A 25,620-nucleotide genomic window follows, 5' to 3' on the forward strand; every position below is an offset into this window, starting at 1 on the left:
CCGCGGTCCGCCGCCCGGGGGTCCGCCACGGCCCCGCTCAGGTGGCGGGCCCACTCAGGTGCCGGGCCCGCCGGGCGGACCGCTCAGGCGTCGGGCCAGCCGAGCGGGTGGCTGCCGGCCTCCGGGGTCGGCGCCGCCGGCTCGCCGCCCGCCTCGTTGAAGGCCGCCATCGCCGAGATCAGCGCCTGGCGCTCCGCCGGCGACATGCGCGAGACGATCGCCGCGATCTCGTCCCGGCGACGGGCGGTCACCTGGTCCACGATGCGCCTGCCCTCATCGGTCAGGCGCATCAGGCTTTCCCGCCTGTTCATCGGATTGACCTCGCGGACCACCAGTCCCGCGGCGGCGAGCCGGTCGGCCATCCGCATGGCGGTGGAGGAATTGACGTCGAGCAGCTCCGCCATGGTGACGAGCTTGGTCTCGCCGTGTCCTGAGAGCACCACGAGCATCCGGAACTGCGGCAACGTCACCCGGTCACCGACGGCGCCGAGCGAACGCGCCGCGATCGCGACCAGCAGCCGCGAGCCCGCCAGCACCGCCGAGATGACAGCGGCCTGATCCTCACCGTTCATTTGGGCGGATTGACGCTCTGGCATAGAACTGTTCTACACGGTCGGGGCCGTGGATCCGCATGGCGACCCGGCTGCCGATCCCGTGCATCCGCAGGTCGCGTGATCGCGGGGCGGCCTCGACGACCCTTTCGGGCTCCCGCACCCCACACGCGGAGACGATCCTGGAACTCCGCCCGCCGTGACAGCGGAGTCACTAATGTTGCATACTGCAAGAATGTGGAGAGCCACGTTGGGAGTCCCTCAGGTGCATGTGCCCCCTCTCCAGACCGGCCGCTGTTCTCGTCACGCCCTGGAGACAGCCTGAGATCATGGCAATGTCCAGAGACGAGCGGCGAGCGCTCGCGGAGATCGAAGAGCGGCTGGCGCACGAGGATCCCGTGCTCGACAAGCTCCTGGCGGGGCCGCGCGGCAGGAGCCGCGAGCCCGATCCGCCCCGCGGGCTCGACGCCCTGAGCACTCCGGCGGTCGTGTTGTGGGCGCTGGCCGCGGCCACGAGCGTCGTCCTGGTGCTCGCGGTGGCCATCCTGCTGTCCTACCAGGACTGGTCGGGCACGCTGCGGCCGTCTCCGACCGCGATCCCCTTCAATGGCCCCTTCAACGGCCCCTTCCCCGGCCCCGACGCCACCCAGCTCGACGAGCAGATGAGCTGACGACGCCGCGCTCTCACCGTCTAGGGAGCGGCGGTGGAAGCGCGTTCGACCAGGTCGGGCTGGAAGACGACCTGGCGATGTTCGTGGCCCGGTTCATGGCCGGGCTGACCGGCGGGCTGGTTGGCCTCCTCCAGCAGCATCAGCGCGGCGGTGTGGCCGAGCTGCTCACGCGGCTGCCGGATCGACGACAGCGGCACGGCCGCCGCGGCGGCGAAGTCGATGTCGTCATAGCCGAGAATCGCCACGTCGGCCGGCACCCGCAGGCCCCGCTGGGTCATCTCCTGCAACGCCCCGATCGCGACCAGGTCGTTGGCGCAGAAGAGGGCGGTGGGGCGTTCGGCGGGAGGCAGCCCGGCGATCTCCGCGCCGGCCGTGCGCCCGGTGGCCACCGTGAGGTCGGGCAGCGGGATCACGGTCAGCACGTCGGCCGCGCCCAGCACGCCCGCCAGACCGAGATGCCGCTCGCGCACCTGGCGGACGGTGAACGGCCCGCCGGCGAAGGCGATGCGGTGATGCCCCCGCTCGCGCAGATGCCGGCCGGCCAGGCGCCCGCCGAGCACGTCGTCCACGGCGACGGCACAGCCGTGGCTGTGCGGGGCCGAGCTGTCGAAGCACACCACCGGGATGCCGCGGGAGACGAGCCGGCTCAGCCGCTCCTCCTCGCCGCTGTCGTTGACCGGCGTGATCAGCACGCCCAGCGGTCGCTGCTCCTCGAACGTCTCCAGCAGCCCGGCCTCGCGGCCGGCGTCTTTGTTGCTGTTGAAGACCATGACGTTGACGTCGAGGGGTTGCGCCGCGGTCTCCACGCCGCGCAGCACGTCGATGAAGAACGGGTTGGCCAGATCGAGGGCGACGACGCCGATGGTCCGGCTGCGGCCGGCCCGCAACTGCCGGGCGGAGCCGTTGCGGACGTAGCCGAGGCTGGCGATCGCCGCCTGCACCCGCAGCCGCGTCTCCGGGGCCACCATCTCGGGCCGGTTGAGCACGTTGCTCACGGTGCCGACGGAGACCCCAGCGAGCCGGGCGACCTCTTTGATGCTCGACATCGTTCCTCGTGTCCGGTGGTACCGCTGATCCTACCGCTTCTTCGCACGGTTGTTCCCGAACGCTGCCCCGGCCGGGTCACTGCGTGGGCGTGCCATTTGTGGGTACGTGGAGCGGACACTCGCACTGTGGGGAGGGCGGATGCGCTCATCCATCAGTCTCGGCCGGATCGGGGGGATTCCGGTCGGGCTCAACGTCAGCGTGCTGGTCATCGTGCTGATCCTGGTCGTCGGGCTGGCGTTCGGCCGGTTTCCCGTGGTCTTCCCCGGCTCGTCTCCCGTGGTGTACCTGCTGGCCGGGCTGGCCACGGCGGTGCTGTTCCTGGCGTCGCTGCTGGCCCACGAACTCTCCCACGCGATGGTGGCCAAGCGCCACGGCATCGACGTGGCGCACATCACGCTGTGGCTGCTCGGAGGGGTGGCGGAGCTGCGCGGCGAGCCGCGCTCACCGGGCGCCGACCTGAAGATCGCGGTGGTGGGCCCGCTCACCAGCCTCTTGTGCGGCGTGATCTTCGGCGCCGTCGCGCTCCTCGTCACCGCCGCCGACGCGGCGCCGCTGCTGGCCGGGATGTTCGGCTACCTCGCCGGGGTCAACGCGATCCTGGCCGTGTTCAACCTGATCCCGGCGGCGCCACTGGACGGAGGGCGCGTGCTGCGTGCCGCCCTGTGGTCGCGCTGGGGCGACCGCACCAGGGCGGCGGTGGCCGCCGCCCGCGCGGGCCGGGTCTTCGGCTACGTCCTCATCGCGCTGGGCTTCCTGCAGGTCGTCACCGGCAGCGGGTTCCAAGGGCTCTGGCTGGCCCTGATCGGCCTGTTCCTCGTCAGCGCCGCCAGCGCCGAGGAGCAGCAGGCGCAGCTCGGCTCGTCGCTGCACGGCATCAGGATCGGGAACGTCATGTCGGACCGGCTGGTCGTCGCCCATCCGGACGAGACCGTGGCCGAGCTCGTCGACCGGGTCGTCATGCGCGAGCGCCTGTCGACCTATCCGCTGGTGAACCACCACATGCGCTTCCTCGGGCTGGTCACGCTCAACCGCATCCGCCAGGTACCGCCCGACGCACGCGCCGTGACGCGGCTGCGCGACATCGCCTGCCCTGCCGACCAGGTGCCCGCCGCCCGGCCCGACGAGGCGCTGACCGACCTGCTGACCCGGATGGACGGCTGCGCGGACGGCCGCGCCGTGGTGCTCGACCCGGCCGGGCGGCTCATCGGCCTGCTCACGCCCAGCGACATCAGCCGCTTGATCCAGACCGCCGGGCTGCACGCCGGCGACCCGTACCACGGCCCTCGGGGGGCCGACCTGACGATGCGCTACCCGGGCCGTCCCGTGGACCACTCCTCGCGGTGACCGCGAAGGGTACGGCGCTTTCACTGACGAGGAAGCCTGGTCGCGGCGGCGAGCCCCGCGGCAGGGTCGGCGTCGTCCACCTCCTCCTTCAGGCCCGCGGTCACCACCCATGAGGCGGACACCCCAACTGCCCGGGCACCGCCCAGTGGTTCGGGGATTCCGCCGAAAGCAAGAAGATCGCCTGGACGTGGGCCAACGGCAGCTACGTCTGCCTCCAAGTCGCCTACATGGTGAGGCACATCCAGAGGACATGCGACTTCTTCTTCTGTGTCCCGCCGAAGCTCGCCACGGCGGTCGTGCGGTTCCACATCCGTGGGGACGGCCGCTTGATCCGGGTGGCCCATGTCAGGAACCGCTCGATCTGCCGCAAGGAGCGCAGCTCCTGCTCGCGGTCGGGCGGCAGCCCGTCGGCGTTGACCGTGGCGATCCTGGCCACCCGGCCGGACTCCGCGCGAACCCGCTCCCATGCTCTCCCTCGCGGGTTGGCCCGCTCCGCCAGCCGCCTGGGCAGGTCCTCGGCCAGCGCGTACGCCACGGCCGCGTTCACGCGGGTCAGGCGGGAGATCCCGAGCCGCTCCTCGTCCCTGGTGCGCCCCTCCCGCCGTGGCGGGCCGGACCCGGGGCCCCGTCCAGGACGCAGCACGGCCACGCCGGGGAACTGGTCGCCCGCGCGCCGCTCGTCGGCGGCGTCGACGAGGGCCACCCGTTTCATACCGCCTCCCCGCGTGATCGTAGGCGTGGCCGCACATCCTGGCCACGCCTCCCGCGTGGGCGCCGCGATCAGCCGGCCGCGGCTCCGGGAAGGACCACGCTGTTGCGCCCGCCGGGATGCCGGGTCAGGAGCCGGGCCTGACCCGTGGTCGTGTCGACCGCGTAGGTGCTGATCTGTCCCTTCGTGCTCTGGAAGGCCAGGGTGACCTCCTTCTCGTTCAGCCACAGCGAGGTTTCGAAGATCCCGCCGTCCTTCGGCAGGCCGCGGATGTCGACCTTGCGCAGGGCCCGCCCGGTCTTCGTGTCGAGCAGGCTGAGCCCGCGCTTCACGAGGTCCGACTTGGGAAACCTGCCCTTCTCGGCGGGGGGGAAATAGTAGGCGGCCACCGTGCGGCCGTCGGGGGCGAGCTCGCTGAAGCCGATGAACGCGCCGTCGAAGCGCACCGGCTTGCCTCCGCCGGTGACGGGCATCAGCCACAGGTCGGTCTTGCGGTAGCGGACCAGCTCGGCGACGCCGTCCTTGATGGTCACCACCTCGTACGTGCCGGGCACCGAGACCGTCTTGCCGGTCCGCACGTCGATCAGCAGCCCTGGCTTCTTGCTGCCCTCGCGCGGGTCGAAGACCAGGTGGCGGCCGTCGTCGGAGACCGCCAGCATGGAGCCGACGTCGATCCGCTCCTCCTCCACCGTGACGGGCGAGGTCGTCTCGGAGCCGGTCACCAGGTCCCTGACCACGTGCGCCTGCGCCTCGCGGCTGTAGTAGGCGAGCATGCGGCCGTCCCTGCTGACCGCCACGGGCGCGCGCCGTTCGTTCTCGGTCATGGCGAGCGCCTCAGGCACGCGATAGGTCGTGCCGGCGCTGGTGACCACCCGCCACTCGACCATGCCGCAGTCGAACTTCTTCCGTACGGCGTCGAACGCGCAGGGCGTCATGTAGGCGCTGCTGAGCTTGCCCACTCGGCTGTCGGGCAGGTCGAGCACCGGTTCGGCACGCCGCTGCGTGGCCGCCTCGCCGCCCCGCTGTCCCGGCACCACCACGGCCGCGGTCACCGCGCCCATCACCGTGACGGTCGCGACCGCGGTCAGCGCCCAGCCGGTGCGCCGCCTGCGCCTGCGCCTGCGGCCTGTGACGGCCGCGTCCACGAGGTGCGTGAGGTCCACCGCCGGGGCCTCGGCCGCGATGTCGTCCAGCGCCTCCCGCAACGTGGTCATCGGGTCACCCCCACGGTCTCCGGATCCGACAGCATGGGCCCGAGCTCGGGTGCCAGCGAGCGCAGGCGGGCCAGCGCGTGATGGCACTGGCTCTTGACGTTGCCGATCGAGCAGCGGAGCACCTCGGCCGTCTGCGCCTCGGTGAGGTCCTCCCAGAAGCGCAGCACGATCACCGCCCGCTGCTTGGGCGTCAGTCTCGCCAGCGCCCGGCGCAACACGATCCGGTCGAGCGCGGCCTCGTCGTACGAGGCGCCGTGCTCCGGCACACTGGCGCTCAGCATCTCGGGCCGCGGCCTGCGCTTCCACGAGATGTACTGGTTGACCAGCGCCCTGCGGGTGTACGCCTCGGGATTGCCGTCCCTGGACACCCTGGGCCAGTGGCCCACGACCTTGGCCAGCACGCTCTGCAACAGGTCCTCCGCGAGATGGGCGTCTCCCGTGAGCAGGTACGCCGTCCGCATCAGCGACTGCTGCCGGGCGAGCACGAACTCGCGGAAACCGTCGTCACCATTCAATGTGGTCTCCTCTCGCCCGTCACAACGCGACCCGCCGGGCGAAAGGTTGCAGTCTGGCGTGCGGTCAGGCCTGGCGCCACTCCGCGACGCCGCCCGGCTCGTGCAGCGTGAGGTCCGGCGCGGCCTCCAGCGCCTTCTCCTCTCCCCCGGGCGTGTACGTGACGATCAGCCGCAACGGCCGCCAGGTGGTGTTGTACGTCGAGTGGTAGACGCCCGCAGGGATGTGCACGGTGTCACCCTCCTTGATGGTGAACTCCTCGCCGTCGTCCACCATCTGGCGGCCTTCGCCCGAGATGACGTAGATGATCTCTTCGGCGCCGGGGTGGTGGTGGCGGGCGTGCCCGCGGCCCGGGTTGACGATGACCTCGCCCAGGGTGCTGCTCGCCCCCTGGACGGCTGACGGGGTGACGAACCACTTGATCGACCCCCAGTCGAAGGCCATCGTCGGCACGCTGTCGGGGCTGACGTGCATGGCGGCTCCTCTCTTTCAGAACGTGAGTGACTTGAAGGCTCGGACCTGCTCGGTGATGGCGCGCTCCGTCGGCAGCCGCTCGACGGACGAGGCGCCGAAAAAGCCGGCCACGCCCTTGGTCCGCGACAGGACGTACGCTGCGTCGTCGGGCTCGGCGATCGGGCCGCCGTGGCAGAGCACGAGCACGTCGGGCCGGACGGCCATGGCCGCGTCGCGCATGGCCTGCACGCGCTCGGCGGCCTCGTCGAGGGTCAGCGCGGTGCCGGCGCCGATGCTGCCCTTGGTGGTCAGCCCCACGTGCGGCACCAGCACGTCGGCGCCCGCCTCGGCCATGGCCCGCGCCTGGCTCTCGTCGAAGACGTAGGGGGCGGTGACGAGGTCGCGTTCGCGGGCCTGCCGCACCATCTGCACCTCCAGGTCGTAGCCCATGCCGGTCTCCTCCAGGTTCTGGCGGAAGGTCCCGTCGTACAGGCCCACGGTCGGGAAGTTCTGCACGCCGGCGAACCCCATCGCCTTGAGCTGGTCGAGGAAGAGCGGCATGACGCGGAACGGGTCGGTGCCGCACACGCCGGCGAGCACCGGTGTGTCACGCACGACCGGCAACACTTCTGAGGCCATCTCGACGACGATCTGGTTGGCGTCGCCGTACGGCAGCAACCCGGCCAGCGAGCCGCGCCCGGCCATGCGGTAGCGGCCCGAGTTGTAGATGATGATCAGATTGGCGCCGCCGGCCTCGGCGCACTTGGCCGACAGGCCGGTGCCGGCTCCCGCGCCGACGATCGGCTGCCCGGCCGCGACCGTGCCGCGGAGCCTGTCGAGCACGTCCTGCCTGTTCACGTGGTACCTCCGGAGATCATGTGATGCAGCCGCTCCGCCATGGCGCGGCCGAAGGCGGGGTCGTTGACGTGCAGGTCGAGCTCCTCGACGGGCACGCCGGAGCCGCGCAGCCCTTCGGCCATGGCCTCGAAGCAGGCCTCGTCGGCCTTCGGGTCGGCGAAGGCGCCGCCGGGCGCGTCCAGGGCGGACACGCCCCGGCGGGGCACGAACAGCACGGTGGGCCCGCTCGCGTCGCGGAGCTTGGCGGCCACGCGGCGGCCGAGCTCGGCCATCTCGCCCACCGTGGTGCGCATCAGCGTCACGGTGGGGTTGTGCACGTACAGCAGGCGCTCGCCGAACTCGGCGGGCACGCTGTCGGGGGGGCCGAAGTTGACCATGTCGAGCGCGCCGGGCGCGACCACCTGCGGCACGCCGTGCGCGCCGGCCGCGGTGAGCCGGCCGGGCCCTGCGGACAGGACGCCGCCCACGAGGTCGTCGGCCAGCTCGGTGGTGGTCAGGTCGAGCACGCCGGCCAGCATCCGGCTCGCCGCGAGCCCTTCGAGCGCGCGCCCGCCCGCACCGGTCGCGTGGAAGACGAGCACCTCGTAGCCGAGCTCGGCGAGCCGCTCGCGTGCGGCGTCGACGGCCGGAGTGGTCACCCCGAACATCGACGCGCCGACCAGCGGCCGGTCGGAGCCGCCCGCGGTCAGCTCGGCCTTGGCGAGCTGGTGCGAGCGGGCCATCCCCGCGGCCGCGGCGGCGGCGTTGCCGAGGATGGCGCGGGAGAGCCGGTTGATGCCCGCGATGTCGACCACGCTGTACATCATCGTGACGTCCTTCGCCCCGACGTACGGGGCGACGTCTCCCGCCGCCATCGTGGACACGATCAGCTTGGGCAGGCCGATGGGCAGGTCGCGCACGGCCCGCGCGGCGATCGACGAGCCGCCGCTGCCGCCCAGCGCCAGCACGGCGTCGGCGCGGCCGTCGGCGTGCAGCCGGGCCAGGATCACCGCCGCGCCCTCGCCCATGACGGTCACGGCGGCGCCCCTGTCGCCGGCCGCGCGCAGCGCCCGCAGGTCGCGCCCTCCCGCCCCGGCGACCTGCTCGTTGGAGACGTCGGCGAGCAGCGTCTGGCCGGGGACGCCGACGCCGGCGTCCACCACGACCACGTCGCTGCCCAGCTCCACGAGCCGGTTGCGCAGCCACGCGTACTCCTCGCTCTTGGTGTCGAGTGTGCCGATCAGCACGACGGACGGCATGTCCTGCCACACCCCTCTGTTCGGAGACCTCCTGGATGTTGCCCGTCCCGGCGGCCTCCCACGCCTGGCCGGGCGCATCCCCGGGAGGGGGTGGTCACCGGGCCGATCCTGGCGGAGTCTGTTTCCATGGCTGACGCACTGCTCTCGTACGCCTCGGGCGTGTCCGGTGTCCCCTTGCTGGGCGAGACGATCGGGGAGAACTTCGAGCGCGCCGTGGCCCGCTTCGGCGGGCACGAGGCGCTGGTGGACGTGGCGGCCGGGCGCCGCTGGACCTACTCCGACTCCGCGGCCCCGGCCTGCCCGCCGGCGGCGTGTCGAAGGAGCTCGCGGTCAACGCCGACCTGGCCGCCACCATCGCCGACGCCGCGGGCGTGCGTCCCGGGCTCGCCGTGGACGGCCGGTCGCTGCTGCCCTTCGCCCGGCAGCCGGAGCGCACGTCCCGGCGTCCCGTGCTGCACGAGGCGGGCAACGGCGCGCTGCCGACCGTTGCGGGCCGCACGTCGGCGGAGAACGACCCCAGCGGCGAAGCGGGCACCGACGGTGACCTGGACCAGGACTTCGCGACGCCGTACGGGCGCAAGCCGCCGGGCTCCGGGCAGGTGCTCAGCATCGCCTACGAGGCGATCAGGACCGATCGTTACCTGTACGTGCGCTATCTGAAGGGCGAGCGCGAGCTCTAAGAGCTCGACCGGCTGCAGGGGTGCAAGGGCGCGGCCTGCGGGCGGGCCGTGCCCGAGCCGCCGTCCCCCTCCCGATAACGGTGTCGGCGCCACGCGGCTTTCGACTAACATTCGACACCCCGTCAGCCCAGGCCCGCAGGAGCGCACATGGCCCATGACCGGGCGGCCGACTTCGCCGACGTCTTCCAGCACTTCGCCGTCGGTGAGGCGGGCAGGTCGGAGCGCTCCTGCTATCCGTACGCCCCTGTCTTCCCCGTCCGGTTGAACGGCGGCAAGGCCGTGATCAAGCGGACCACCGGCCCCGTGGCGGCCGCGGCCGCCATCTCCCGATGGCTGGAGGCGCTCGCAGGGGAGGACGTCGGCGTGGTCACCCGCCTCCCTGCCCGTCGACAACCCGGCCCAGGTCGGCGACCAGATCATGCCGGAGTTCGGCTGGCCCGACCACGACGCCGCCTCGGTGGAGGAGGACATCACCGGGCTCAGACGGGTGCTGGGCGAGCACGCGCCCGACCTGCGCGACGAGGTGCCGGCCCGCCTGGGGCCGTGGCTGGAGTCGTTCATGGCGGAGACGCTGCCGCCGGTGCGCGACGGCCGGCTCCCGCGGGCTGCGGTGTCCATGGACTACAAGGCCGGCAACCTGGTCTACGTCGACGGGGCGCCCGTGCTGGTCGACCCCGACAACGCCGAGTACGCGCCGCGCATCCTCGACCTGGCGCTGGCCGCGCTGCTGTTCCACAACGAGATGGCCACCGCGCCGCCCCGGCTCTTCACGGGCGACGAGTGGTCCGCCTTCTCCTCGGCGTACCGGCGGCACGTCGGGTTCACCGAGGCCGAGCTGGCGCTGTGGCCGGTGACCGTGCGCTACATGCTCCTGGAATGGGGCGTGTGGACGCTGATCGACGCCGCCGAGTGGAAGGACTGGGACGACCCTCACAAACGCGGCTTCCTGCGTGACCTCGCCACGGTGGACCCCGGCCGGTTCCCGCTGCGCTGACGGACAGGCGCCCGGCGTCACCGGAGCGCGACGTCGCGCAGGGACCGGCGCAGCACGGCCACGGCGATCGCCACCTGGTTGCGCACCGACACCGGCGGGTCGTCGCCCCACACCGTGGCGAGCCGGTCGGTGCTCACGCCCAGTCATGCTATCGCCGGTGCTGGGAGGCCAGAGGCGTCGGACGGGCCGGAATCGTGACCCGCCGGGTTCCCGTCGCGTCAGGAAAGGGTAGGACTCTGACCGGGCTCGCGAATCACCGTGAACGGCGTCATCGGGGGAAGTCGCAATGGACGGTGTCTACGGGCAGCGGGTGAGTGGTCTGACCTTCGAGGTGCTGGAGCCGGCGCCTGTGGGGGTCGCGGTGACCCGTGGGCCCGACCACCGGCTGCTGTACACCAACGAGACACACCGGTCCTTGTTCGGGGAGCGGCCGATCGGGTCCCCGCTCAGGGACGCCTTCCCCCGCGTGGCCCTGGAAGACTACATTCCCATCTTCGACCAGGTGCTCAGGACGGGCAGGGCGGTGGTCCGCACCGACGCCCCCGGCGGCGCGACCCGGGAGGACCGGGCGGACCGGGAGGACCGGGCGGACCGGGCGGACCGGGCGGACCGGGCGGACCGGGCGGACCGGGCGGACCGGGCGGACCGGGCGGACCGGGCGGACCGGGCGGACCGGGCGGACCGGGCGGACCGGGCGGACCGGGCGGACCGGGAACGGTTCTTCACCTTCAGCCTCTCGCGGATCGCCTTCGATGACGGCACGTACGGCGTCCTCGCGCTCTTCCTGGACGTCACTGATCAGGTCACCGTGGCGCAGCGGCTCCAGGCGGTGGCCGACGAGCGCCGCCGCATCCTGCGGCGTTACCAGAGCCTGGTCCGGGTCAGCGCGCAGATCGTCTGGGTGACCGACCCCGGCGGCTTGGTGATCGAGCCGAGCCTGGGATGGGAGCGGGTGACCGGCCAGTCATGGGACGACTTCCGCGACGACGGCTGGATGAACGCCGTTCACCCGGACGACCGCGCCTCCACGCAGGCGTCGTGGACCGGTGCGATCAAGGAGGTCTCCGAGGTGTGGGAGCACGTCTACCGGCTCTGCACGGTCGACGGCACGTACCGGCATTTCCAGGCGCGCGCCGTGCCGATCCAGGAGAACGGCCGTCTCGTGGAGTGGGTGGGCACCTGCACCGACATCGAGCAGCAGTGGCAGGAGCGGCGGCGCCAGCGGCTGCTCGACTCGGCCGCCGCGGCGACGGCCGACCGGACGAGCCTGGAGGGCATGCTCGGCGCGCTGGCGAACGTCATCGTGCCCGACCTGGCCGACGGATGCGGCGTGCACCTGGTGATCGACCTCGCCGACGGGCTGGCGAGAGGCGGCGACTTCGTGGCCGAGCGCATCGCCACCGCCGCCCGCACCGGGTTGCCCAGGCTCCCGCCGTTCAGCGAGGAACGTCTGGCCTCCGACAGCGGGTTCGCCGCCGTGGTACGCCGGCGAAGGCCGTTCCGTACGACGTTCACCCCCGGATCGCCGCTGGGCGATCTCGTGCCGGCGGGCACGCGCACCTGGCTGGAGGCCACCGGGGCCAACAGCATCGCGATCCTGCCCGTCGTGGTCGACGGCACGCTCGCAGCCGTGGTCACGGCGGCCGCCTGCGGTGACCGCGCGCCGATCGGCCAGGGCACCGTCACCCTGCTGCGCGAGATGATCGAGCAGGCCCATGACAGCCTGAGCAGCGCGATGAGGTTCCAGCGCACGCGCAAGGTCGCGGTGGCCCTGCAGCACAGCCTGCTGGCGCAACCGCCGCGGGTGCCCGGCATGCAGATCGCCGCGCGCTACCGCGCCAGCCCCGCCGCCGCCGACGTGGGCGGCGACTGGTACGACTCGTTCGTGTTGCCGGACGGCGCCACGGTGCTGGCCATCGGCGACGTCGCGGGGCACGACCTGCGCGCCGCGGTCGCCATGGGCCAGCTGCGCAACATGCTCAGAGGGCTGGTCGTGGACCGGCAGGAGCCTCCTGGGGAGATCCTCGCCCGGCTGAACATCGCGATGAAGACCCTCTACTGCGAGGAGACCGCGACCTGCGTGCTGGCCAGGGTCGAGAAGGGCGAAGGCGGTCACCGGCTGAACTACGCGGTGGCCGGCCATCCGCCGCCCCTGCTGATCACCGGCGAGGGCGAGGGCCGTTTCCTGGAGGACGGCGCCAACCCGCTGCTCGGCATCCCGTACGACGCCCGGTGCGTGTCCGCGCGGGAGCCGCTGCCCCCGCTGAGCACGCTGCTGCTCTACACCGACGGGCTCGTGGAACGGCACGACGAGCACCTCGACGAGGGCCTGGAGCGGCTGCGCAGGCACGCGTGCGCGCTCGCCCGCCAGCCTCTCGACCGGTTCTGCGACGAGTTGCTCAGCGCCCTGCCGCTGTCGGCCGACGACGACGTGGCCATGATCGCGCTGCGGCTCCCGGAGCCGGCGGCCCGGCACGAGGCGAAGGGCAGGGTGCTGGTCGAGGACCGGTGAAGCGGTTCTCCGGGCGGACGGCCGATTCCCACGGGGGTGTAACGGATCGATCGTCCCGCGGTATGGCGGCGATTCGGGTGGGGGCGCCAGGGTAGCCAACGCTGGTCGGGCAGGTGGTCGGCGGCACGCTCGTACAGGGGCGTGGTCAGCCGATGCCCGTTGTGCTGGAAAGACGGAGATCGTACATGACCATCTTCAAGCCCCGGGACGAGCCGCTCGCCTCGCCGCCGGAGCGGCCACGGGTCCGCCGCAAGGGCAGGCTCATCGCGGCCTGGCTGGCCTCGACCGATCACAAGGTGATCGGCTACATGTACCTGATCGCGTCGTTCTCCTTCTTCCTCCTCGCCGGTCTGATGGCGCTGGTCATCCGGGGCGAGCTGGCCCACCCGGGCCTGCAGCTCGTCAGCCCGCAGCAGTACAACCAGCTGTTCACCATGCACGGCACGATCATGATGCTGCTGTTCGCCACCCCGCTGTTCGCCGGGTTCGCGAACGTCATCATGCCGCTGCAGATCGGCGCGCCAGACGTCGCCTTCCCGCGGCTCAATGCGGTCAGCTTCTGGTTGTTCCTGTTCGGCGGTCTGATCGTGGTGAGCGGGTTCCTCACCGCTGACGGGGCGGCCGACTTCGGCTGGTTCGCCTACACGCCGTTGTCGGACGTGGTCTACAGCCCCATCACGGGCGGCGACCTGTGGATCATGGGGCTGGCGTTGTCGGGCCTGGGGACCATCCTCGGCTCGGTGAACTTCTTCACCACCATCGTGTGCATGCGCGCTCCCGGCATGACCATGTTCCGCATGCCGATCTTCACCTGGAACGTGCTGCTGACCAGCATGCTCGTGCTGATGGCGTTCCCGGTGCTGGCCGCCGCGCTGCTGGCGCTGGAAGCCGACCGCAAGCTCGGCACGCAGGTCTACGTGGCGGAGAACGGCGGGCCGCTGCTCTGGCAGCACCTGTTCTGGTTCTTCGGCCACCCCGAGGTCTACATCATCGCGCTGCCGTTCTTCGGCATCATCACCGAGGTCATCCCGGTCTTCAGCCGCAAGCCCGTCTTCGGCTACATCGGGCTCGTGGGCGCCACCATCGCGATCTCCGGGTTGTCGATGACCGTGTGGGCGCACCACATGTTCGGCACGGGGCAGGTGCTGCTGCCGTTCTTCTCGTTCATGACCTTCCTCATCGCGGTGCCGACGGGCGTGAAGTTCTTCAACTGGATCGGCACCATGTGGCGCGGGCACCTGAGCTTCGAGGCGCCGATGTTGTTCTCGGTCGGGTTCCTGGTGACGTTCCTGCTGGGCGGGCTGACCGGCGTCATCCTCGGCTCGCCGCCGCTCGACTTCCACATCACCGACACCTACTTCGTCGTGGCGCACTTCCACTACGTGGTGTTCGGCACGGTGGTGTTCGCCATGTTCGCCGGGTTCTACTTCTGGTGGCCGAAGATGACCGGCCGCATGCTCGACAACCGGCTCGGCGCCTGGCACTTCTGGCTGCTGTTCATCGGCTTCCACACGACGTTTCTCGTGCAGCACTGGCTGGGCGTGGCCGGGATGCCGCGGCGCTACGCCGACTACAGCGCCGTCGACGGCTTCACCGACCTGCACCTGGTCTCCTCGGTCGGCGCCTTCATCCTCGGCCTGTCGACGCTGCCGTTCCTGTACAACGTCTGGCGTACGGCCCGCCGCGCCCCGCGCGTCACCGTCGATGACCCGTGGGGGTTCGGCAACTCACTGGAATGGGCCACGTCCTGCCCGCCGCCGCGCCACAACTTCACGTCCATGCCGCGCATCCGTTCGGAACGGCCGGCGTTCGACCTGCACTATCCGCACATGTGGCACCCCCAGCACGACGCGGAGATCGAGCAGGCGAAGCGCGAGACCTGAGCGACGGCTCCTAGCGGCGGACGGCCGCGTCGAGGAAGAGCTCCAGGTGGGAGGCGGCCCGCCGCCTGCCCTCGTCGTGCAGGTCATCGGGGCCGTGCAGGTAGGTGAGCCGGATGAACACCAGAGGGGACAGCAGCTCCCATGCCAGCTCGCCGCCGTCCACCTCACCGGCGAGCAGCCGCACGCGCACGCGTGGCGTCAGCAGGCCGTGCTCGGCCCACCGGGAGAAGATCGGGCCGAGCATTCGTGTGCCCTGGGAGATCATCTCGTTGACGACGCCGGGGTTGTCGGCGATCTCCTCGCGCAGCAGGAGCCGGCTGAACTTGCGCGCGGCCGGCTCCTCGAAGAATTCGATCACGCGGGCGACGCACCCGCGCAGGAACGCCTCGGGGTCGTCCGGCGTCGCCCCGGGGTCGGGGAACAGCTCCGCGATCACCTGCCCCACCGCGCCGGGACCGGCCGAGGCCAGCAGCTCGTCGTAGATCGCGCGCTTGCCGGCGAAGTGGCCGTAGAGGCCGGCGTCGCTGAGCCCGGCGGCGCGGGCGATCATGCGGACGGACGTGGCGGCGTAGCCCTTCTCGACGAACAGGTCGAGTGCTGCCTGCAGCAGCACGGCCCGCGTGTCCTTGGCGTCTTCCTTGCGCGGCCGTCCCGCGCGGCGCGGCCTGCCCGTCGTGGTGCTCACACCGACCGATGGTAGGCGGTCGCTCAGCTCCATGGTTGCATATTAATCGATCGATTGTTTAATATCTGGGAGTACGCCGCCGGCACGCGGCGGCCACGAGGACAGGAGTCCGTTCATGTCCGAGCTCTCCCACCACCTGCTCGACCGCGAGATCAGGGAACGCCCGCCGGAGTACTACGGCCCCAACCTCAGCCCGGTCGGCCTGGAACTGCGGGCACAGGAACTGGGCACGGGCGTCCACGCGCTCATGGCCACCGTCCCGCCCAAGGACAACAACGGCGTGGTCTTCGGCACGAAGGCGTCGCTGGTCATCGACTCCGGTGTCACGCCGGGGATCGGCGCGCAGGTCCAGCGCGTGGCGAAGGAGGTGACCGACCGGCCGCTGCGCTACCTGGCCAACACGACCTACCACGGCGACCACACGTTCGGGAACATCGCCTTCCCCGACGACGTGACCGTGATCACCTCGCGGGAGAACCGCGACAACATGCACGACCTGGCCTACGAGAAGGAGATGCGCTCCAGGAACATGTACGGCGCCGAGGCCGAGTTCGACGCCTTCACCGCCTGGCGGCTGCCGGACGTCGTCTTCGACACCTACGCCGAGATCGACCTGGGCGACACCACCGTCGAGCTGCACCGGTTCGGGCCGGGCAACGGCCCCGGCGACACGATCGTCTACGTCCCGTCGGCGAGGACCGCCTGGACGGGCAACTTCCTGTGCGCGGCGGGCTCGTCGCACATGATGTTGCAGGGCGGTCCCGTGCCGTACATCCAGGGGCTGCGCGCGATGAAGGCGGGCCTGCCCGAGCTGGAGACCATCGTCCCCGGCCACGGCCCGATCGGCGACGGGCCGCAGGCGATCGACGCGCTGCTCGCCTACCTCGAACGGCTCCAGGAGGAGGTGAGCACGGCCTACCAGGCGGGCGTCCCGATCGACGACGTCTACGCCCGCTGCACCGATCCGTGGGCCGACGGGCTGGACCCGGAGTTCGCGGCCAGGCTCGACGCCTACCCCAGCCCTCCGGCGCCCATGCACGCGGACTTCCTCGGCCTGTGCCGTCAGCTCCACCGCATCTGCGTGATGATGACCTATCGCATCTGCGAGAAGGTCTCCTGACGGCGGCGGCGGTCGTCTCCCGGCGACACCGCGCGACAGACACGAGGGCCGGGACCGGTCAGGCCGGCCCCGGCCCAGGTGCGGAGGGGGTCAGGAACGCCCGGCTGCGGGAAGCTCGAACCAGACGGCCTCACCGCCCGCCGTACTGGCGACACCCCAGCAGCAGGCCAGGCGGTCGAGCAGGTCCCGCCCCCGGCCAACCGGAACGGGGCACTGTCCGACCTCGCACCTGCACAACCCGTCCTCGGCGGACAAGCTGATCATGATCTTGCCGGGAGCGTGCCACAGCGCCTCGTCGACGAGCACGCCGACCAGCGACCCCGCGGCCTCGACCCGGTCCCGCAGCCCCCACGCCCGCAGCCGGGTCGCGACCATCCGCCGGGCGCTCGGCACCGCGGACGCCGTCGCCGACAACTGCCAGGTCACCTTCTGCTCGTCACCGCCCCATCCGACCCGCAGGGCCAAACCGTCCCGCAACGCCAGGACCCGGTTCCCGGACAGGACGTCCGGACTCATGCGGGCATTATGCGGCTGCTCAGTGGCTCGCAGCATGGCCCCTCCCCTCTGGTGAGCACAGGAAAAGCATGCCTCCCGCCCACCGAGGAAGGGGACGTGAATAATCCCCATATAGTTACTCATATACGGGCGCGCAGGGGCGCCGGGGCGTCCCTCACCCCCATCGACGCCGTCGGTCAGCGCGAGACCGCGGCGCGACCGCGGGTCAGCAGCACCCCCAGCGCGATCATGCCGACGCCGAGGACCAGGTGGAGCCAGTTGTCGGCGGTGTTGACCGGAACGAAGTTGACGGCGCTGTCCTGGTTGATGAGCAACCCGTACAACCAGAGCACCAGGTAGATGATCCCGCCGACGATCAGGTAGCCGCGCGCGCCCGACCACGAGCGAGCCAGCGTGACACCGGCGATGCCGAAGAGCAGGTGCACGATATTGTGCAGGATCGACACCTGGAAGATGCCGAGCAACATCGCGTCGGAGTGGTGGCCGGCGAACTGGAGATCGCCGTAGTTTGTCGTGATGCCCGGGATGAAGCCGAGCACACCGACGAGCAGGAACACCAGGCCGACGACCAGCGCGGCGAGTTGCACGGGCGAGCGCGTCACCGACTTGTGCGCAGTACTCATCGTGAGCCTCCTTGACGTTGACGCCTTTCCGCTACCCTCGCGCGGGCGGATAAGTCGCACTCATTTGGGCTCGCGTATCGTGTGGCGGTGCACGAGATCCCAAGCGCTGGAGAGGCCATGAGCACGGGTGTCAGACTGATCCGCAACGACCGGCTGGCGCAGGACGTCGAATACGCCTACGCCTCGACTCGTGGACGCCCCGCTGCGCACCCTCTGGGTGGCGGGCGCGTGCCCTCTCGACGCCAAGGGCACGACGGTGGCGCCGGGCGACTGCGCGGAACAGGCCCACCAGGTGATGCGCAACCTCGTCACGGCGCTCGACGGCGCGGGGGCGGCGCTGACGGACATCGTCAAGACCACGGTCTACGTCGCGTCCGCCCGCCAGGCCGACCTGGTGACGGCCTGGCGGGTCTACCGGGAGTACATGGGGGCGCACGACGTGCCCAGCACCCTGCTGGGCGTCACCGTGCTGGGCTATGACGACCAGCTCGTCGAGGTCGAAGCGGTCGCCGTGATCGGTGACGTCTAGCCTGGCCGGGCACGGGTAGGCGCCGGTGATGCGCCTAGGGAACTGGGACGTCCGGCCCCTCGGGGGATGGGCCGGGTGCCTGACCATAATCGCGATATCGATCGTGTTGTCGATCCTGCTGACGATCGTCATCAACCTCCTCGTCCTCTGACCCCCGCGCGGCGCGGCTTCGCGCCGCCTCCCGCGGTGATCGACGTCGGCGGCGACGCCGAGGTCGGGGAGCTGATCGGCGGCTCCCTCGCAGGATCGATCGAGCTTATCTCGGACATCTTGGCGCTCACCGGCCAGGTGGCGGGCGGCGGAGGCACCGCGATCGTCGCCGGGACTTCCGCTCAACGCCACCAGGAGATGGAGCACCTGCGGGAGCTTCCACGGTCAGGAACGGCTACCGGCTGCCGCTCGGCTCCACCCGAAGTACATCCCGGTCATCGAGGAGGCAAGCGGCGGTTCCGCCCGGCGGCGTACCTGGGGTCAAGGACGAGGGCTTCGTGGTCGGCCTGTCTGACCCCGCGAGTCAGTCCCAGCCGTAGTCGTAGGGGATCGCGATGTCCAGCGACTGCGTGATGGTCATGACCGGCTTGCCTTCCTTGCTGGTCACCACGATGGGGGTGGGGGTCCCGCACCCGACCTCGTAGCCGATCGAAAGCGGCACCGACTGCGGGTCGTGGTCGGGCTTGCACTGGCGCTGCGCCTTGACGAGGGCCTGCTTCGCCTCGTTCTGCAGCTTCTTGTTGCCGGGCCACAGGTGGATCACCGCGATCTCGAAGGCGTCGGTGGCCAGGGCGGCGGTGTTCTTGACGGTGGTGCCCCTGTTCTCGGCGTGCGTCGAGGCCACGACCTTGACCTCGTTCATGGCGCCGCCCTTCTCGCGGTCGTGGGTCTCGTAGCCGATGGAGACGCGCTTCGTGTATGACTGGTCGACGCTGTTGACGGCCTGGCACTCGGCGTTGCTCAGCTTGAGGCCGGAGCGGTCCTTCTCCCCCGCCTCGTAACACCGCCACTTCATCGCCTTCTCGATGCGGGCCAGGAAGCCGGCTCCCCGCGTCGTGGACGGGAAACAGTAGCGGCTGCGTTCCTTGCCCGGCTCGCAGGGCACCGGAGCCTCGGCCGCCTTCGGCCGGTCCGGCGTCGCGCTGGGCTCCTTCTCCTGCGTGCTCGGCCGGGTCGGCGCCACCTGCGCCACCGCGGGCTCGTCCGGCCCCCGGTTCAGCACGACGACCACCACGACGGCCGCCGCCAGCACGGCCACGGCGGCCACGCAGCCGGCGACGATCCAGAGCGTGTGACCCTGCTTCTTCCGCGGCTTCTTCTGCGGCGCCTGGTGCGGGAAGCGGGCGTCGCCCCCGCAGTGCCGCCCGTTCCACTGGTCCACCCACCATCCCGGCGCGTGCCTGTCGGCCAGGACCGGAGCTCCGCAGCGCGCGCAGGGACTCGCTGTCATGGTGATGTCGGATTCCTTCCCCCGCTCGGCGAGCCGTACGGCTTCCCACGCGACCCTAGGGCCGGACGCGCCGGACGAGGCCTCCTTTCGAGGATCGTCGAAGCATGCCGGCGGCGCCGTCAGGGACCCTGCCCTGGCCGGACCAGGGAACCGTCAGCCAGGGCCAGGCGTCGTCTCGACGGGCCTCAACAGGTCCGAGAACGCGGATTTCCATGCTCTCGTGCTCCTCATCCCTTGATCGCCGAACAGCACGGCCGCGTGTGATGGCCTCAAGGCCGGGGCGTGGTCCTGGAGAGTGCCAATGCTGAACGCCGAGAAGTTCGGCGCGTCCCTCGACACGGGCCAGCCTGGAAGGCCCGCCGCCGCTCAGCGGGCCGTCTGGCGCACGCCTTGGTGGAATTGGGGGCTGTTGAGGATTGACGCGCCAGGGGCGAAGCGGAGGCGAAATCCCTCTGATCCAACTCCGTACAGGCCCTAAGGTCCGGTTTCGTCGTACTCGACCGCATAGTCCATGTGGGCGCGGTCCTTGAGCGCGAACGCGGCGGCCACGCTGATCAGGCCGCAGATCGCCATGTAGACGGCGATGGCGAACGAGCTCTCATAGGTGGCGTACAGCCAGACGGCGATCAGCGGGGCGGGCCCGCCCGCCGTGACCGAGGCCAGCTGGTAGCCGAGCGAGGCGCCGCTGTACCGTAACCGCCCGGTGAAGCTCTCGGCGATGAACGTGGCCTGCGGACCGTACTGGATGTCGTGGATGGGCGCCGCCGCCACGATGGCCAGGAAGACCAGCGCGGGCACGCGGGTGTCGAGCAGCGGCCAGTAGACGAACGACCAGACCACCATGGCCGCGGCGCCGATGATGTAGAGCCGCCGGCGGCCGACCACGTCGGAGATGTAGCCCCAGAACGGCACGGTGAGCAGCGAGACGACACCCGCGACGATGACGTACAGGTAGACGTCACTCGCCTCGAAGCCGAGCGTCCTGGTGGCGTAGGTGAGGATGAAGACGGTGAAGATGTAGAACGGCGCCTGCTGACCGGTGCGCAGCAGGGCGCTCAGCACGATCTCCCGCCAGTTCTTCACGATGACCAGGCGTACGGGGACGCGCTCGACCTTGTTCTCCCGCAGGACCTTGGTGAAGACCGGCGTCTCCAGGATGCCGAGCCTGATGTAGAGGCCGACCCCGGCCATCACGATGCTGAGCAGGAACGGAATGCGCCAGCCCCAGTAGGGGTCGAGCGGCTGGAAGACCTGCAGCGCGAGATAGCCGAGCACGAGCCCGACCGGGACACCGAACTGCGGCCAGCTGCCCAGGAACCCGCGCCGGCCGCCGCGCGTCTTGCCCCACTCGGTGGCGAGGAGCACGGACCCGCCCCATTCGCCGCCGACGCTGATGCCCTGGAGCAGGCGGAGCAGCGTCAGCAGGATGCCGCCCCAGATGCCGATCTGCGCGTAGGTGGGCACCAGGCCGACCAGGGCGGTGGCGACGCCCATGGTCATGAGGGTGATGATGAGGGTGGCCTTGCGGCCGATGCGGTCGCCGTAGTGGCCGAAGATCGCGGCGCCGATCGGGCGGGCGGCGAACCCTCCGAAGTAGGTGCCGAGGGCGAGCAGGAGGCCGGTCGTCGGGTCGCTGGTGGGGAAGAACAGCTCCGCGAAGATGGTGCTGGCGGCGAAGCCGTACAGGAAGAAGTCGTACCATTCGATCGAGGTGCCGACGGCGGCGGCGATCACCGCCCGGACCACTTGCCGTCGCTTCTGCTGATCTGTCGCGTCGAGTCGCTGGTCCTCTGCCATCTACCGCTCCTCCGGTAGTGCCGCGTTACCCGCGACGCTACAGGACGCCTCGCCGATGGTCATCAGGCTCCTTTCGCCGATTCCCCGTGCCCGCGGGGGGTTCGCGGCGGGCGGCGGTTGGGCGGGGTCGTCACGGGTAGCGACCGGGCGACGACGGAGGTGCCGAAGGGGGTTGGGTGCGATGCGTCCCATCGTCTCTGTCATGGTCGCCGTGGCGCTGGCCGCCACCGGGTGCGCGAAGCTCGGTATCGACACCGTGCAGTGGCATCCGCAGAACGACGGCACGAACGCCGACGGGCAGGGCGGGGTACGCCTGCGCAACGCCTTCCTCCTGGGCGGTGCCGACCCGGCCAAGCCGCCGCCGCAGTTCCCCCTGTACGGCGTGCTGGTCAATGCCGGCGACAGGCCGCTGCGACTCGAACGGATCACCGTCGAAGGGGGCGGCTCGGTGCGGTTGCCCGGCCCCGTCACCCTGCCGCCCGACCAGCCCGTCGGCACGGGTGAGCAGCCGCTCGCCACGGCCGACGGCATCCGGGGCGGCGCGGTGCCGCTGACGTTCTCCTTCAGCGGCGCGCCTCCCCTACGCGTGACCGTGCCGGTCAAGCCGCGAACAGGCCATTTCGCCAACCTGGCGCCGTCGCCGGCGGGCCCGCCGTCGCCCACGTCCGCTGCCACCGCCCCGCCGAGCCCGCCGGGCACCGCCCCGCCGAGCCCGGCGCCGACGTCGCCAGGCACCGGCACGGGCACCGGCGCACCGGGCCCCCGCGAGCCCGGGGTGACGACGCCCTAGCCGGGCCGGCGGGCCGCGTAGCCGGCGAACCCGCCGGCCAGCAGGGCCAGGCCTCGGCGGGCGGCGGCGACGGCGCGCGGCCCGAACTCGTCGCCGGGCATGCCCTCCAGCAGGCCGGCGCGCATCATGGCGAGCGACTCCCTGTGCACGACCATCAGCGCCTCCGCGAGGAGCCGGGGACGCATGTCGTCGGGCACCGCACGCTGCTCCGCGGCGAGCAGGGCGCACAGGGAGTCGGCGTAGCGGGCGTGGATCCGGCGCTCGCGGGCCCGCAGCGCCGGGCTGGCCGCGACGAGGGTCGCGAACATGCGCGCCCGATCCCCCGACGCCGGGTCGATCGCGAGGCGCCGGTAACGCCCGATGAGGAACCGCTCGGCGGCGGCGAGCGCCGGCTCCCCGGCCGGCCGGGTGCGTACGCCCTCCAGCAGCTCCGCCTCGAAGGCCCGGTCCTCGCTGTAGACGAGGTCCTCCTTGGTCTCGAAGTGGTTGAAAACCGTCTTCTCCGTCACCCCCGCGGCCCTGGCGACCTCCGCCACGGTGACCGCGTCGAAACCGTGGCCCGCGAACAGCCGCAGGGCCGTCTCGGCGATGCGCCGCCTGGTCTCGCGCTTCTTCAGCTCGCGAACGCCCTCGACCATCCGCCGCCCTTTCGATACAGTGACTGAAACTTCCAGTCACTATAACGAAGGGCTGCCATGTCGCCGACCGGGCCACCCATCGGGCCGGTGCTTCCCGAGCTCGTCCCGATGCTGGCCCGGATCCAGGAAGCCCGTAAGCACCTACCGGACGCGTCCACCCCGGTCGCCGAGCGGCGCGCCGCCATCCATCGCGGCATGGACCAGCGGGCCGCCACAGTGGCGCGGCCCGCGCCGCCCGTGACGGTCACGGACCACGAGATCGAGGTCGACGGCGGGCGCATCACGGTGCGCGGCTACACGCCTGAACGTCCCGGGCCGCTGCCCTGCCACGTCTACGTCCACGGGGGCGGGTGGTGGCTCGGCGAGCTGCGCCACCGCGACCCGAGTCGTACGCCCGCGCGCTGACCAAGGCGGGGGTTCCGGCCCGGGTGACCTGCTGGCCGGGGCACGTGCACGGGTCGCACGAGCTGACCGCGATGCTGGAGTCGGCGCGGGAGTGGCAGGCGCGGGTCGCGGCGTTCCTGCGGGCCGAGCTCCACGCCTGACCACATCACGCGTACGCCCCCCGTGCGACGTGCCGGCGGCCCGCCCGCCGGCAGCGTCTGCCCCGCCTGGCCAGCAGGGCGGCGCCGAACCCGCCGGATCAGCGGGTGCGGTAGAAGCGGACGTAGTCGAACGCGGCCTCCACCGCGGGCTGCGCCCCGCCGTGGGCGACCAGGCCGATGCGCGGGGACGTGTCCTTGCCGAACGTCCACACCCCGGCCCACGTCCACGTCCTGCCGTCACGGCTCGACCCGGCGCGGAACTCGTGTTCCCCGGTTTCCCTGTCCACGTGGTGGGCGAGCCGGAGCCAGGTCGTCTTCGCCGGGGCTCCGGCGATGTTCCCGCCGTACGACAGCCGGTCGGCGAAGGGCAGCTCGCGACCGTACTCCACCTGCCGGGTGTTCCAGATGGCCACCTGGGAGAGCCGGGCGAAGTCGTCGTCGGAGGCGTAGGCGACGAGCCCGGCCTGCTGGTGGTTGCGTACGGTGCCCTCGCCCAGGTCGAGCGTCACCTTGGTCTCGACGATGTAGTCGCCGCGCGGCGGCGTGCGCAGCAGCACGCTCGCGGTGTTGCCCGTGCCCACCAGGTCGCCGTCCTGCACCGGCCAGCGCAGCGCGCCGCCGGCGACGCGGGCGGCGGGGTTCTCGCGCACCCACCGCCAGGCGCGGTCCAGGGTGCCGAACTCGTCGGCGTCGAGCTTCCTGCCGGGCTCCGGGGCGGGCGCCATGCGGGTGACCGGCTTGGCGAGCCGGGCCGCGCTGACGTTGTCGAACTCCGCCGTACCCTTGGCAACCAGCCCGAACGCGCCGGACAGCGGGACGGGCGAGTCCAGGCTCACGGCGGCCTGGGGATCGCCGAGCCTGGCCGAGGTCACCTCGGCGGTGATCGTCCGGCCCTCGACCGTGACGGCCAGGTTCCGCCAGGTGGCGGCGCCTCCCGGCAGCGCGGCCGTGCGGCGATCGCCGCCCGCCGCGACGGTCAGGCCGGAGCCCGACACCACCGCGGTGGCCGCCCCGATCCGCAGCCCGGCCGCGTCGCCGGGCCGCGCGGCGGAGAGCCGGAGGTCGGTCTCGGCCCGGCGGTCGCCGCCGAGTCCCTTCCTGGACGTCAGCGTCGCCTGCTCACCTCCGGTGTGCCGGGCGTATCCGCCGTGTACGGCCCAGCCTCCGGTGTCGCGCCACCCGGACAGGTCACCGGAGAACCGTTCGTCCACGGGCCCGCGCGTGACGGGCCGCTCGGAGGAGTGGTCGGACGGTCCTGCTCCGGCGCGGACGACCGGCCAGCCGTCGATCCAGTCGAGCCGGTCGAGCAGCATGGGCCGTTCGTTGACGCCGTACGGCTCGTCCAGGAACGGGTCGGAGCGGTCGATCGCGTGGTACACCATCCAGTCCTGCCCGGCCAGGTCGGTGAGCTGGGCGTTGTGGCCGGTGCCGATCCAGCGGTTGCCGTTCTGCGTGAGCACGGGGGTGCCGCCGGCGCGGGAGGCGAGCAGAGGCCGACCTTCCCGGTCGGTGAACGGCCCGAGCGGGCTGGTGGCGCGCCCGGCCAGCACCGAGTAGCCGGTGGTGGGGCCGGCGCAACAGTTCGCCGACGAGGCCAGCAGGTAGTAGTAGCCGTCGCGGCGCACGACGTACGAGCCTTCGAACTTGTTGTCCACGGCGACCTGGGTCGGCCGGCCGACGGGTTGGAGACCGTCCGCGGACAGCTCAGTAACCCACAATCCACCGAAAAATCCGCCGAAGTAGAGGTATTTCCCGCCGTCCACGTCCGTGAACTGCGCGGGGTCGATCGTGTTCCAGTACGCGCCGCCGGACGGGCGCGGCGCAACCACCGGCTCGGGTGCGGGCGTCCACGGCCCCGCCGGCGTGGGCGCGGTGGCGGCCCCGATCGAGTAGTCCCATTCATGCGGCGTGCTCGCCGAGTTGGTGACCGTGAAGTACATGACGTACCGGCCGTCGAGATAGCGGACGTCCGGCGCCCAGAGCAGGGTGCTCGGATCCGCGTACGACGGCAGGTCGCCCTCGCCGAACGCGTCGCCCACGTACGTCCACTCCACCAGGTCGCTGGAGCGGGCGATGGGCAGGCGGTGATGTTCGCCCTCGCCCTCGCGCAGCGGGTCGGAGGTGCCGTAGGAGTACCAGTAGCCGTCGAGCCCGCGGATCACGGCGGGGTCGGCGAAGGTGTCGGCGAAGTCCCGCGACACGGGATTGCCATAGGACGGGTTGCCCACCAGCGACAGGATGAGCGAGGCAACCGCTGCGATATGCATAT

Annotated in this window: 25 protein-coding genes and 1 pseudogene; 11 read left to right on the forward strand and 15 right to left on the reverse strand. The window is 71.4% G+C overall.

Features of this window, described 5'->3' with window-relative positions; all coding sequences use genetic code 11:
- Positions 1–83 precede the first annotated feature (83 nt).
- Positions 84–572: a MarR family winged helix-turn-helix transcriptional regulator gene (locus E1294_RS08090; protein WP_246082877.1), complete on the reverse strand. Its 489-nt coding sequence runs from the start codon at positions 570–572 to the stop codon at positions 84–86.
- A gap of 308 nt (positions 573–880) precedes the next feature.
- Between E1294_RS08090 and E1294_RS08095 the strand changes: the two genes are divergently transcribed.
- Positions 881–1,222 carry a DUF3040 domain-containing protein gene (locus E1294_RS08095; protein WP_165977160.1) on the forward strand — a complete coding sequence of 114 codons (342 nt, stop codon included), beginning with the start codon at positions 881–883 and terminating at the stop codon, positions 1,220–1,222.
- A 20-nt stretch (positions 1,223–1,242) separates the two neighbouring features.
- On the opposite strand, the gene E1294_RS08100 is transcribed toward E1294_RS08095, so the two are convergent.
- Positions 1,243–2,268, reverse strand: coding sequence for a LacI family DNA-binding transcriptional regulator (locus E1294_RS08100; RefSeq protein WP_132506360.1), 1,026 nt, complete (start codon positions 2,266–2,268; stop codon positions 1,243–1,245).
- 139 nt (positions 2,269–2,407) lie between these two features.
- Between E1294_RS08100 and E1294_RS08105 the strand changes: the two genes are divergently transcribed.
- Positions 2,408–3,613, forward strand: coding sequence for a site-2 protease family protein (locus E1294_RS08105; protein WP_132506362.1), 1,206 nt, complete (start codon positions 2,408–2,410; stop codon positions 3,611–3,613).
- Between the two features lie 223 nt (positions 3,614–3,836).
- Here E1294_RS08105 and E1294_RS08110 read toward each other — a convergent pair whose 3' ends face one another.
- The 6 genes from E1294_RS08110 to E1294_RS08135 form a co-directional block, all read right to left on the reverse strand.
- A complete protein-coding gene (locus tag E1294_RS08110) occupies positions 3,837–4,325 on the reverse strand; it encodes a hypothetical protein (protein ID WP_165977161.1) in 489 nt (162 codons plus the stop codon).
- 68 nt (positions 4,326–4,393) lie between these two features.
- A complete protein-coding gene (locus tag E1294_RS08115; protein WP_132506366.1) occupies positions 4,394–5,536 on the reverse strand; it encodes a hypothetical protein in 1,143 nt (380 codons plus the stop codon).
- Positions 5,533–6,051: a SigE family RNA polymerase sigma factor gene (locus E1294_RS08120; protein ID WP_132506368.1), complete on the reverse strand. Its 519-nt coding sequence runs from the start codon at positions 6,049–6,051 to the stop codon at positions 5,533–5,535. Before E1294_RS08120 ends, E1294_RS08115 begins: the two co-directional genes overlap by 4 nt.
- Before the next feature lie 64 nt (positions 6,052–6,115).
- Positions 6,116–6,523, reverse strand: a complete 408-nt coding sequence (locus tag E1294_RS08125; protein ID WP_132506370.1) for a cupin domain-containing protein — start codon at positions 6,521–6,523, stop codon at positions 6,116–6,118.
- Positions 6,524–6,538: 15 nt separating this feature from the next.
- Entirely contained in the window at positions 6,539–7,360 is an 822-nt protein-coding gene (locus E1294_RS08130) for a phosphoenolpyruvate hydrolase family protein (RefSeq protein WP_132506372.1), read from the reverse strand.
- Entirely contained in the window at positions 7,357–8,598 is a 1,242-nt protein-coding gene (locus E1294_RS08135) for a Tm-1-like ATP-binding domain-containing protein (RefSeq protein ID WP_132506374.1), read from the reverse strand. Before E1294_RS08135 ends, E1294_RS08130 begins: the two co-directional genes overlap by 4 nt.
- A 311-nt stretch (positions 8,599–8,909) precedes the next feature.
- Between E1294_RS08135 and E1294_RS08140 the strand changes: the two genes are divergently transcribed.
- The 4 genes from E1294_RS08140 to ctaD all read left to right on the forward strand — a co-directional run bounded on the left by E1294_RS08140 (position 8,910) and on the right by ctaD (position 14,667).
- Positions 8,910–9,278, forward strand: coding sequence for a hypothetical protein (locus tag E1294_RS08140; protein WP_165977162.1), 369 nt, complete (start codon positions 8,910–8,912; stop codon positions 9,276–9,278).
- A 418-nt stretch (positions 9,279–9,696) separates the two neighbouring features.
- Positions 9,697–10,272 carry an aminoglycoside phosphotransferase/kinase family protein gene (locus tag E1294_RS08145; RefSeq protein WP_132506378.1) on the forward strand — a complete coding sequence of 192 codons (576 nt, stop codon included), beginning with the start codon at positions 9,697–9,699 and terminating at the stop codon, positions 10,270–10,272.
- A 286-nt stretch (positions 10,273–10,558) separates the two neighbouring features.
- Positions 10,559–12,784 carry a SpoIIE family protein phosphatase gene (locus E1294_RS08150; RefSeq protein ID WP_132506380.1) on the forward strand — a complete coding sequence of 742 codons (2,226 nt, stop codon included), beginning with the start codon at positions 10,559–10,561 and terminating at the stop codon, positions 12,782–12,784.
- 185 nt (positions 12,785–12,969) lie between these two features.
- Complete coding sequence (gene ctaD / locus E1294_RS08155) at positions 12,970–14,667, forward strand: aa3-type cytochrome oxidase subunit I (protein WP_132506382.1); 1,698 nt, start codon at positions 12,970–12,972, stop codon at positions 14,665–14,667.
- 10 nt (positions 14,668–14,677) lie between these two features.
- Here the strand turns inward: ctaD and E1294_RS08160 are convergent, their stop codons facing one another.
- Positions 14,678–15,352, reverse strand: a complete 675-nt coding sequence (locus tag E1294_RS08160) for a TetR/AcrR family transcriptional regulator (protein WP_165977163.1) — start codon at positions 15,350–15,352, stop codon at positions 14,678–14,680.
- A gap of 115 nt (positions 15,353–15,467) precedes the next feature.
- On the opposite strand from E1294_RS08160, the gene E1294_RS08165 reads away from it, so the two are divergent.
- Complete coding sequence (locus tag E1294_RS08165) at positions 15,468–16,472, forward strand: MBL fold metallo-hydrolase (protein WP_132506386.1); 1,005 nt, start codon at positions 15,468–15,470, stop codon at positions 16,470–16,472.
- Positions 16,473–16,562: 90 nt separating this feature from the next.
- Here the strand turns inward: E1294_RS08165 and E1294_RS08170 are convergent, their stop codons facing one another.
- Positions 16,563–16,988, reverse strand: a complete 426-nt coding sequence (locus tag E1294_RS08170; RefSeq protein ID WP_132506388.1) for a hypothetical protein — start codon at positions 16,986–16,988, stop codon at positions 16,563–16,565.
- Between the two features lie 176 nt (positions 16,989–17,164).
- A complete protein-coding gene (locus E1294_RS08175; protein ID WP_181958467.1) occupies positions 17,165–17,611 on the reverse strand; it encodes a DUF4383 domain-containing protein in 447 nt (148 codons plus the stop codon).
- A gap of 117 nt (positions 17,612–17,728) precedes the next feature.
- Here E1294_RS08175 and E1294_RS08180 point away from each other — a divergent pair.
- Together E1294_RS08180 and E1294_RS57070 are read left to right on the forward strand one after the other, a co-directional pair.
- Positions 17,729–18,140, forward strand: a pseudogene (locus E1294_RS08180) (RidA family protein).
- Positions 18,141–18,168: 28 nt separating this feature from the next.
- On the forward strand, positions 18,169–18,291 hold the full coding sequence (locus E1294_RS57070) for a hypothetical protein (RefSeq protein WP_281284387.1): 123 nt from the start codon (positions 18,169–18,171) through the stop codon (positions 18,289–18,291).
- Positions 18,292–18,654: 363 nt separating this feature from the next.
- Here the strand turns inward: E1294_RS57070 and E1294_RS08185 are convergent, their stop codons facing one another.
- Complete coding sequence (locus E1294_RS08185) at positions 18,655–19,581, reverse strand: hypothetical protein (protein ID WP_132506390.1); 927 nt, start codon at positions 19,579–19,581, stop codon at positions 18,655–18,657.
- A gap of 474 nt (positions 19,582–20,055) precedes the next feature.
- Complete coding sequence (locus tag E1294_RS08190; protein ID WP_132506392.1) at positions 20,056–21,378, reverse strand: MFS transporter; 1,323 nt, start codon at positions 21,376–21,378, stop codon at positions 20,056–20,058.
- A 181-nt stretch (positions 21,379–21,559) separates the two neighbouring features.
- Here E1294_RS08190 and E1294_RS08195 point away from each other — a divergent pair, with 181 nt between their 5' ends.
- Complete coding sequence (locus tag E1294_RS08195) at positions 21,560–22,168, forward strand: copper chaperone PCu(A)C (protein WP_132506394.1); 609 nt, start codon at positions 21,560–21,562, stop codon at positions 22,166–22,168.
- Here E1294_RS08195 and E1294_RS08200 read toward each other — a convergent pair.
- On the reverse strand, positions 22,165–22,806 hold the full coding sequence (locus tag E1294_RS08200; RefSeq protein WP_132506396.1) for a TetR/AcrR family transcriptional regulator: 642 nt from the start codon (positions 22,804–22,806) through the stop codon (positions 22,165–22,167). The genes E1294_RS08195 and E1294_RS08200 overlap by 4 nt on opposite strands.
- 57 nt (positions 22,807–22,863) lie before the next feature.
- On the opposite strand from E1294_RS08200, the gene E1294_RS08205 reads away from it, so the two are divergent.
- Positions 22,864–23,211, forward strand: a complete 348-nt coding sequence (locus E1294_RS08205; RefSeq protein ID WP_132506398.1) for an alpha/beta hydrolase family protein — start codon at positions 22,864–22,866, stop codon at positions 23,209–23,211.
- A gap of 238 nt (positions 23,212–23,449) precedes the next feature.
- Here the strand turns inward: E1294_RS08205 and E1294_RS08210 are convergent, their stop codons facing one another.
- Positions 23,450–25,618, reverse strand: coding sequence for a family 43 glycosylhydrolase (locus E1294_RS08210; protein ID WP_132506400.1), 2,169 nt, complete (start codon positions 25,616–25,618; stop codon positions 23,450–23,452).
- Positions 25,619–25,620: the final 2 nt, after the last annotated feature.

This window comes from Nonomuraea diastatica (genome assembly GCF_004349015.1).
GTDB lineage: Bacteria > Actinomycetota > Actinomycetes > Streptosporangiales > Streptosporangiaceae > Nonomuraea > Nonomuraea diastatica.

What these genes read in the sequence shown, in the direction of transcription:
- E1294_RS08105 (WP_132506362.1), top strand. Translation starts at nt 2,408, where the DNA reads ATGCGCTCATCCATCAGTCTCGGCCGGATCGGGGGGATTCCGGTCGGG.
- E1294_RS08135 (WP_132506374.1), bottom strand. Translation starts at nt 8,598, where the DNA reads ATGCCGTCCGTCGTGCTGATCGGCACACTCGACACCAAGAGCGAGGAG.
- E1294_RS08165 (WP_132506386.1), top strand. Translation starts at nt 15,468, where the DNA reads ATGTCCGAGCTCTCCCACCACCTGCTCGACCGCGAGATCAGGGAACGC.
- E1294_RS08090 (WP_246082877.1), bottom strand. Translation starts at nt 572, where the DNA reads ATGAACGGTGAGGATCAGGCCGCTGTCATCTCGGCGGTGCTGGCGGGC.
- E1294_RS57070 (WP_281284387.1), top strand. Translation starts at nt 18,169, where the DNA reads ATGCGCCTAGGGAACTGGGACGTCCGGCCCCTCGGGGGATGGGCCGGG.
- E1294_RS08150 (WP_132506380.1), top strand. Translation starts at nt 10,559, where the DNA reads ATGGACGGTGTCTACGGGCAGCGGGTGAGTGGTCTGACCTTCGAGGTG.
- ctaD (WP_132506382.1), top strand. Translation starts at nt 12,970, where the DNA reads ATGACCATCTTCAAGCCCCGGGACGAGCCGCTCGCCTCGCCGCCGGAG.
- E1294_RS08110 (WP_165977161.1), bottom strand. Translation starts at nt 4,325, where the DNA reads ATGAAACGGGTGGCCCTCGTCGACGCCGCCGACGAGCGGCGCGCGGGC.
- E1294_RS08195 (WP_132506394.1), top strand. Translation starts at nt 21,560, where the DNA reads ATGCGTCCCATCGTCTCTGTCATGGTCGCCGTGGCGCTGGCCGCCACC.
- E1294_RS08125 (WP_132506370.1), bottom strand. Translation starts at nt 6,523, where the DNA reads ATGCACGTCAGCCCCGACAGCGTGCCGACGATGGCCTTCGACTGGGGG.
- E1294_RS08185 (WP_132506390.1), bottom strand. Translation starts at nt 19,581, where the DNA reads ATGACAGCGAGTCCCTGCGCGCGCTGCGGAGCTCCGGTCCTGGCCGAC.
- E1294_RS08145 (WP_132506378.1), top strand. Translation starts at nt 9,697, where the DNA reads ATGCCGGAGTTCGGCTGGCCCGACCACGACGCCGCCTCGGTGGAGGAG.
- E1294_RS08210 (WP_132506400.1), bottom strand. Translation starts at nt 25,618, where the DNA reads ATGCATATCGCAGCGGTTGCCTCGCTCATCCTGTCGCTGGTGGGCAAC.
- E1294_RS08115 (WP_132506366.1), bottom strand. Translation starts at nt 5,536, where the DNA reads ATGACCACGTTGCGGGAGGCGCTGGACGACATCGCGGCCGAGGCCCCG.
- E1294_RS08200 (WP_132506396.1), bottom strand. Translation starts at nt 22,806, where the DNA reads ATGGTCGAGGGCGTTCGCGAGCTGAAGAAGCGCGAGACCAGGCGGCGC.
- E1294_RS08100 (WP_132506360.1), bottom strand. Translation starts at nt 2,268, where the DNA reads ATGTCGAGCATCAAAGAGGTCGCCCGGCTCGCTGGGGTCTCCGTCGGC.
- E1294_RS08175 (WP_181958467.1), bottom strand. Translation starts at nt 17,611, where the DNA reads ATGAGTACTGCGCACAAGTCGGTGACGCGCTCGCCCGTGCAACTCGCC.
- E1294_RS08170 (WP_132506388.1), bottom strand. Translation starts at nt 16,988, where the DNA reads ATGAGTCCGGACGTCCTGTCCGGGAACCGGGTCCTGGCGTTGCGGGAC.
- E1294_RS08095 (WP_165977160.1), top strand. Translation starts at nt 881, where the DNA reads ATGGCAATGTCCAGAGACGAGCGGCGAGCGCTCGCGGAGATCGAAGAG.
- E1294_RS08190 (WP_132506392.1), bottom strand. Translation starts at nt 21,378, where the DNA reads ATGGCAGAGGACCAGCGACTCGACGCGACAGATCAGCAGAAGCGACGG.
- E1294_RS08205 (WP_132506398.1), top strand. Translation starts at nt 22,864, where the DNA reads ATGTCGCCGACCGGGCCACCCATCGGGCCGGTGCTTCCCGAGCTCGTC.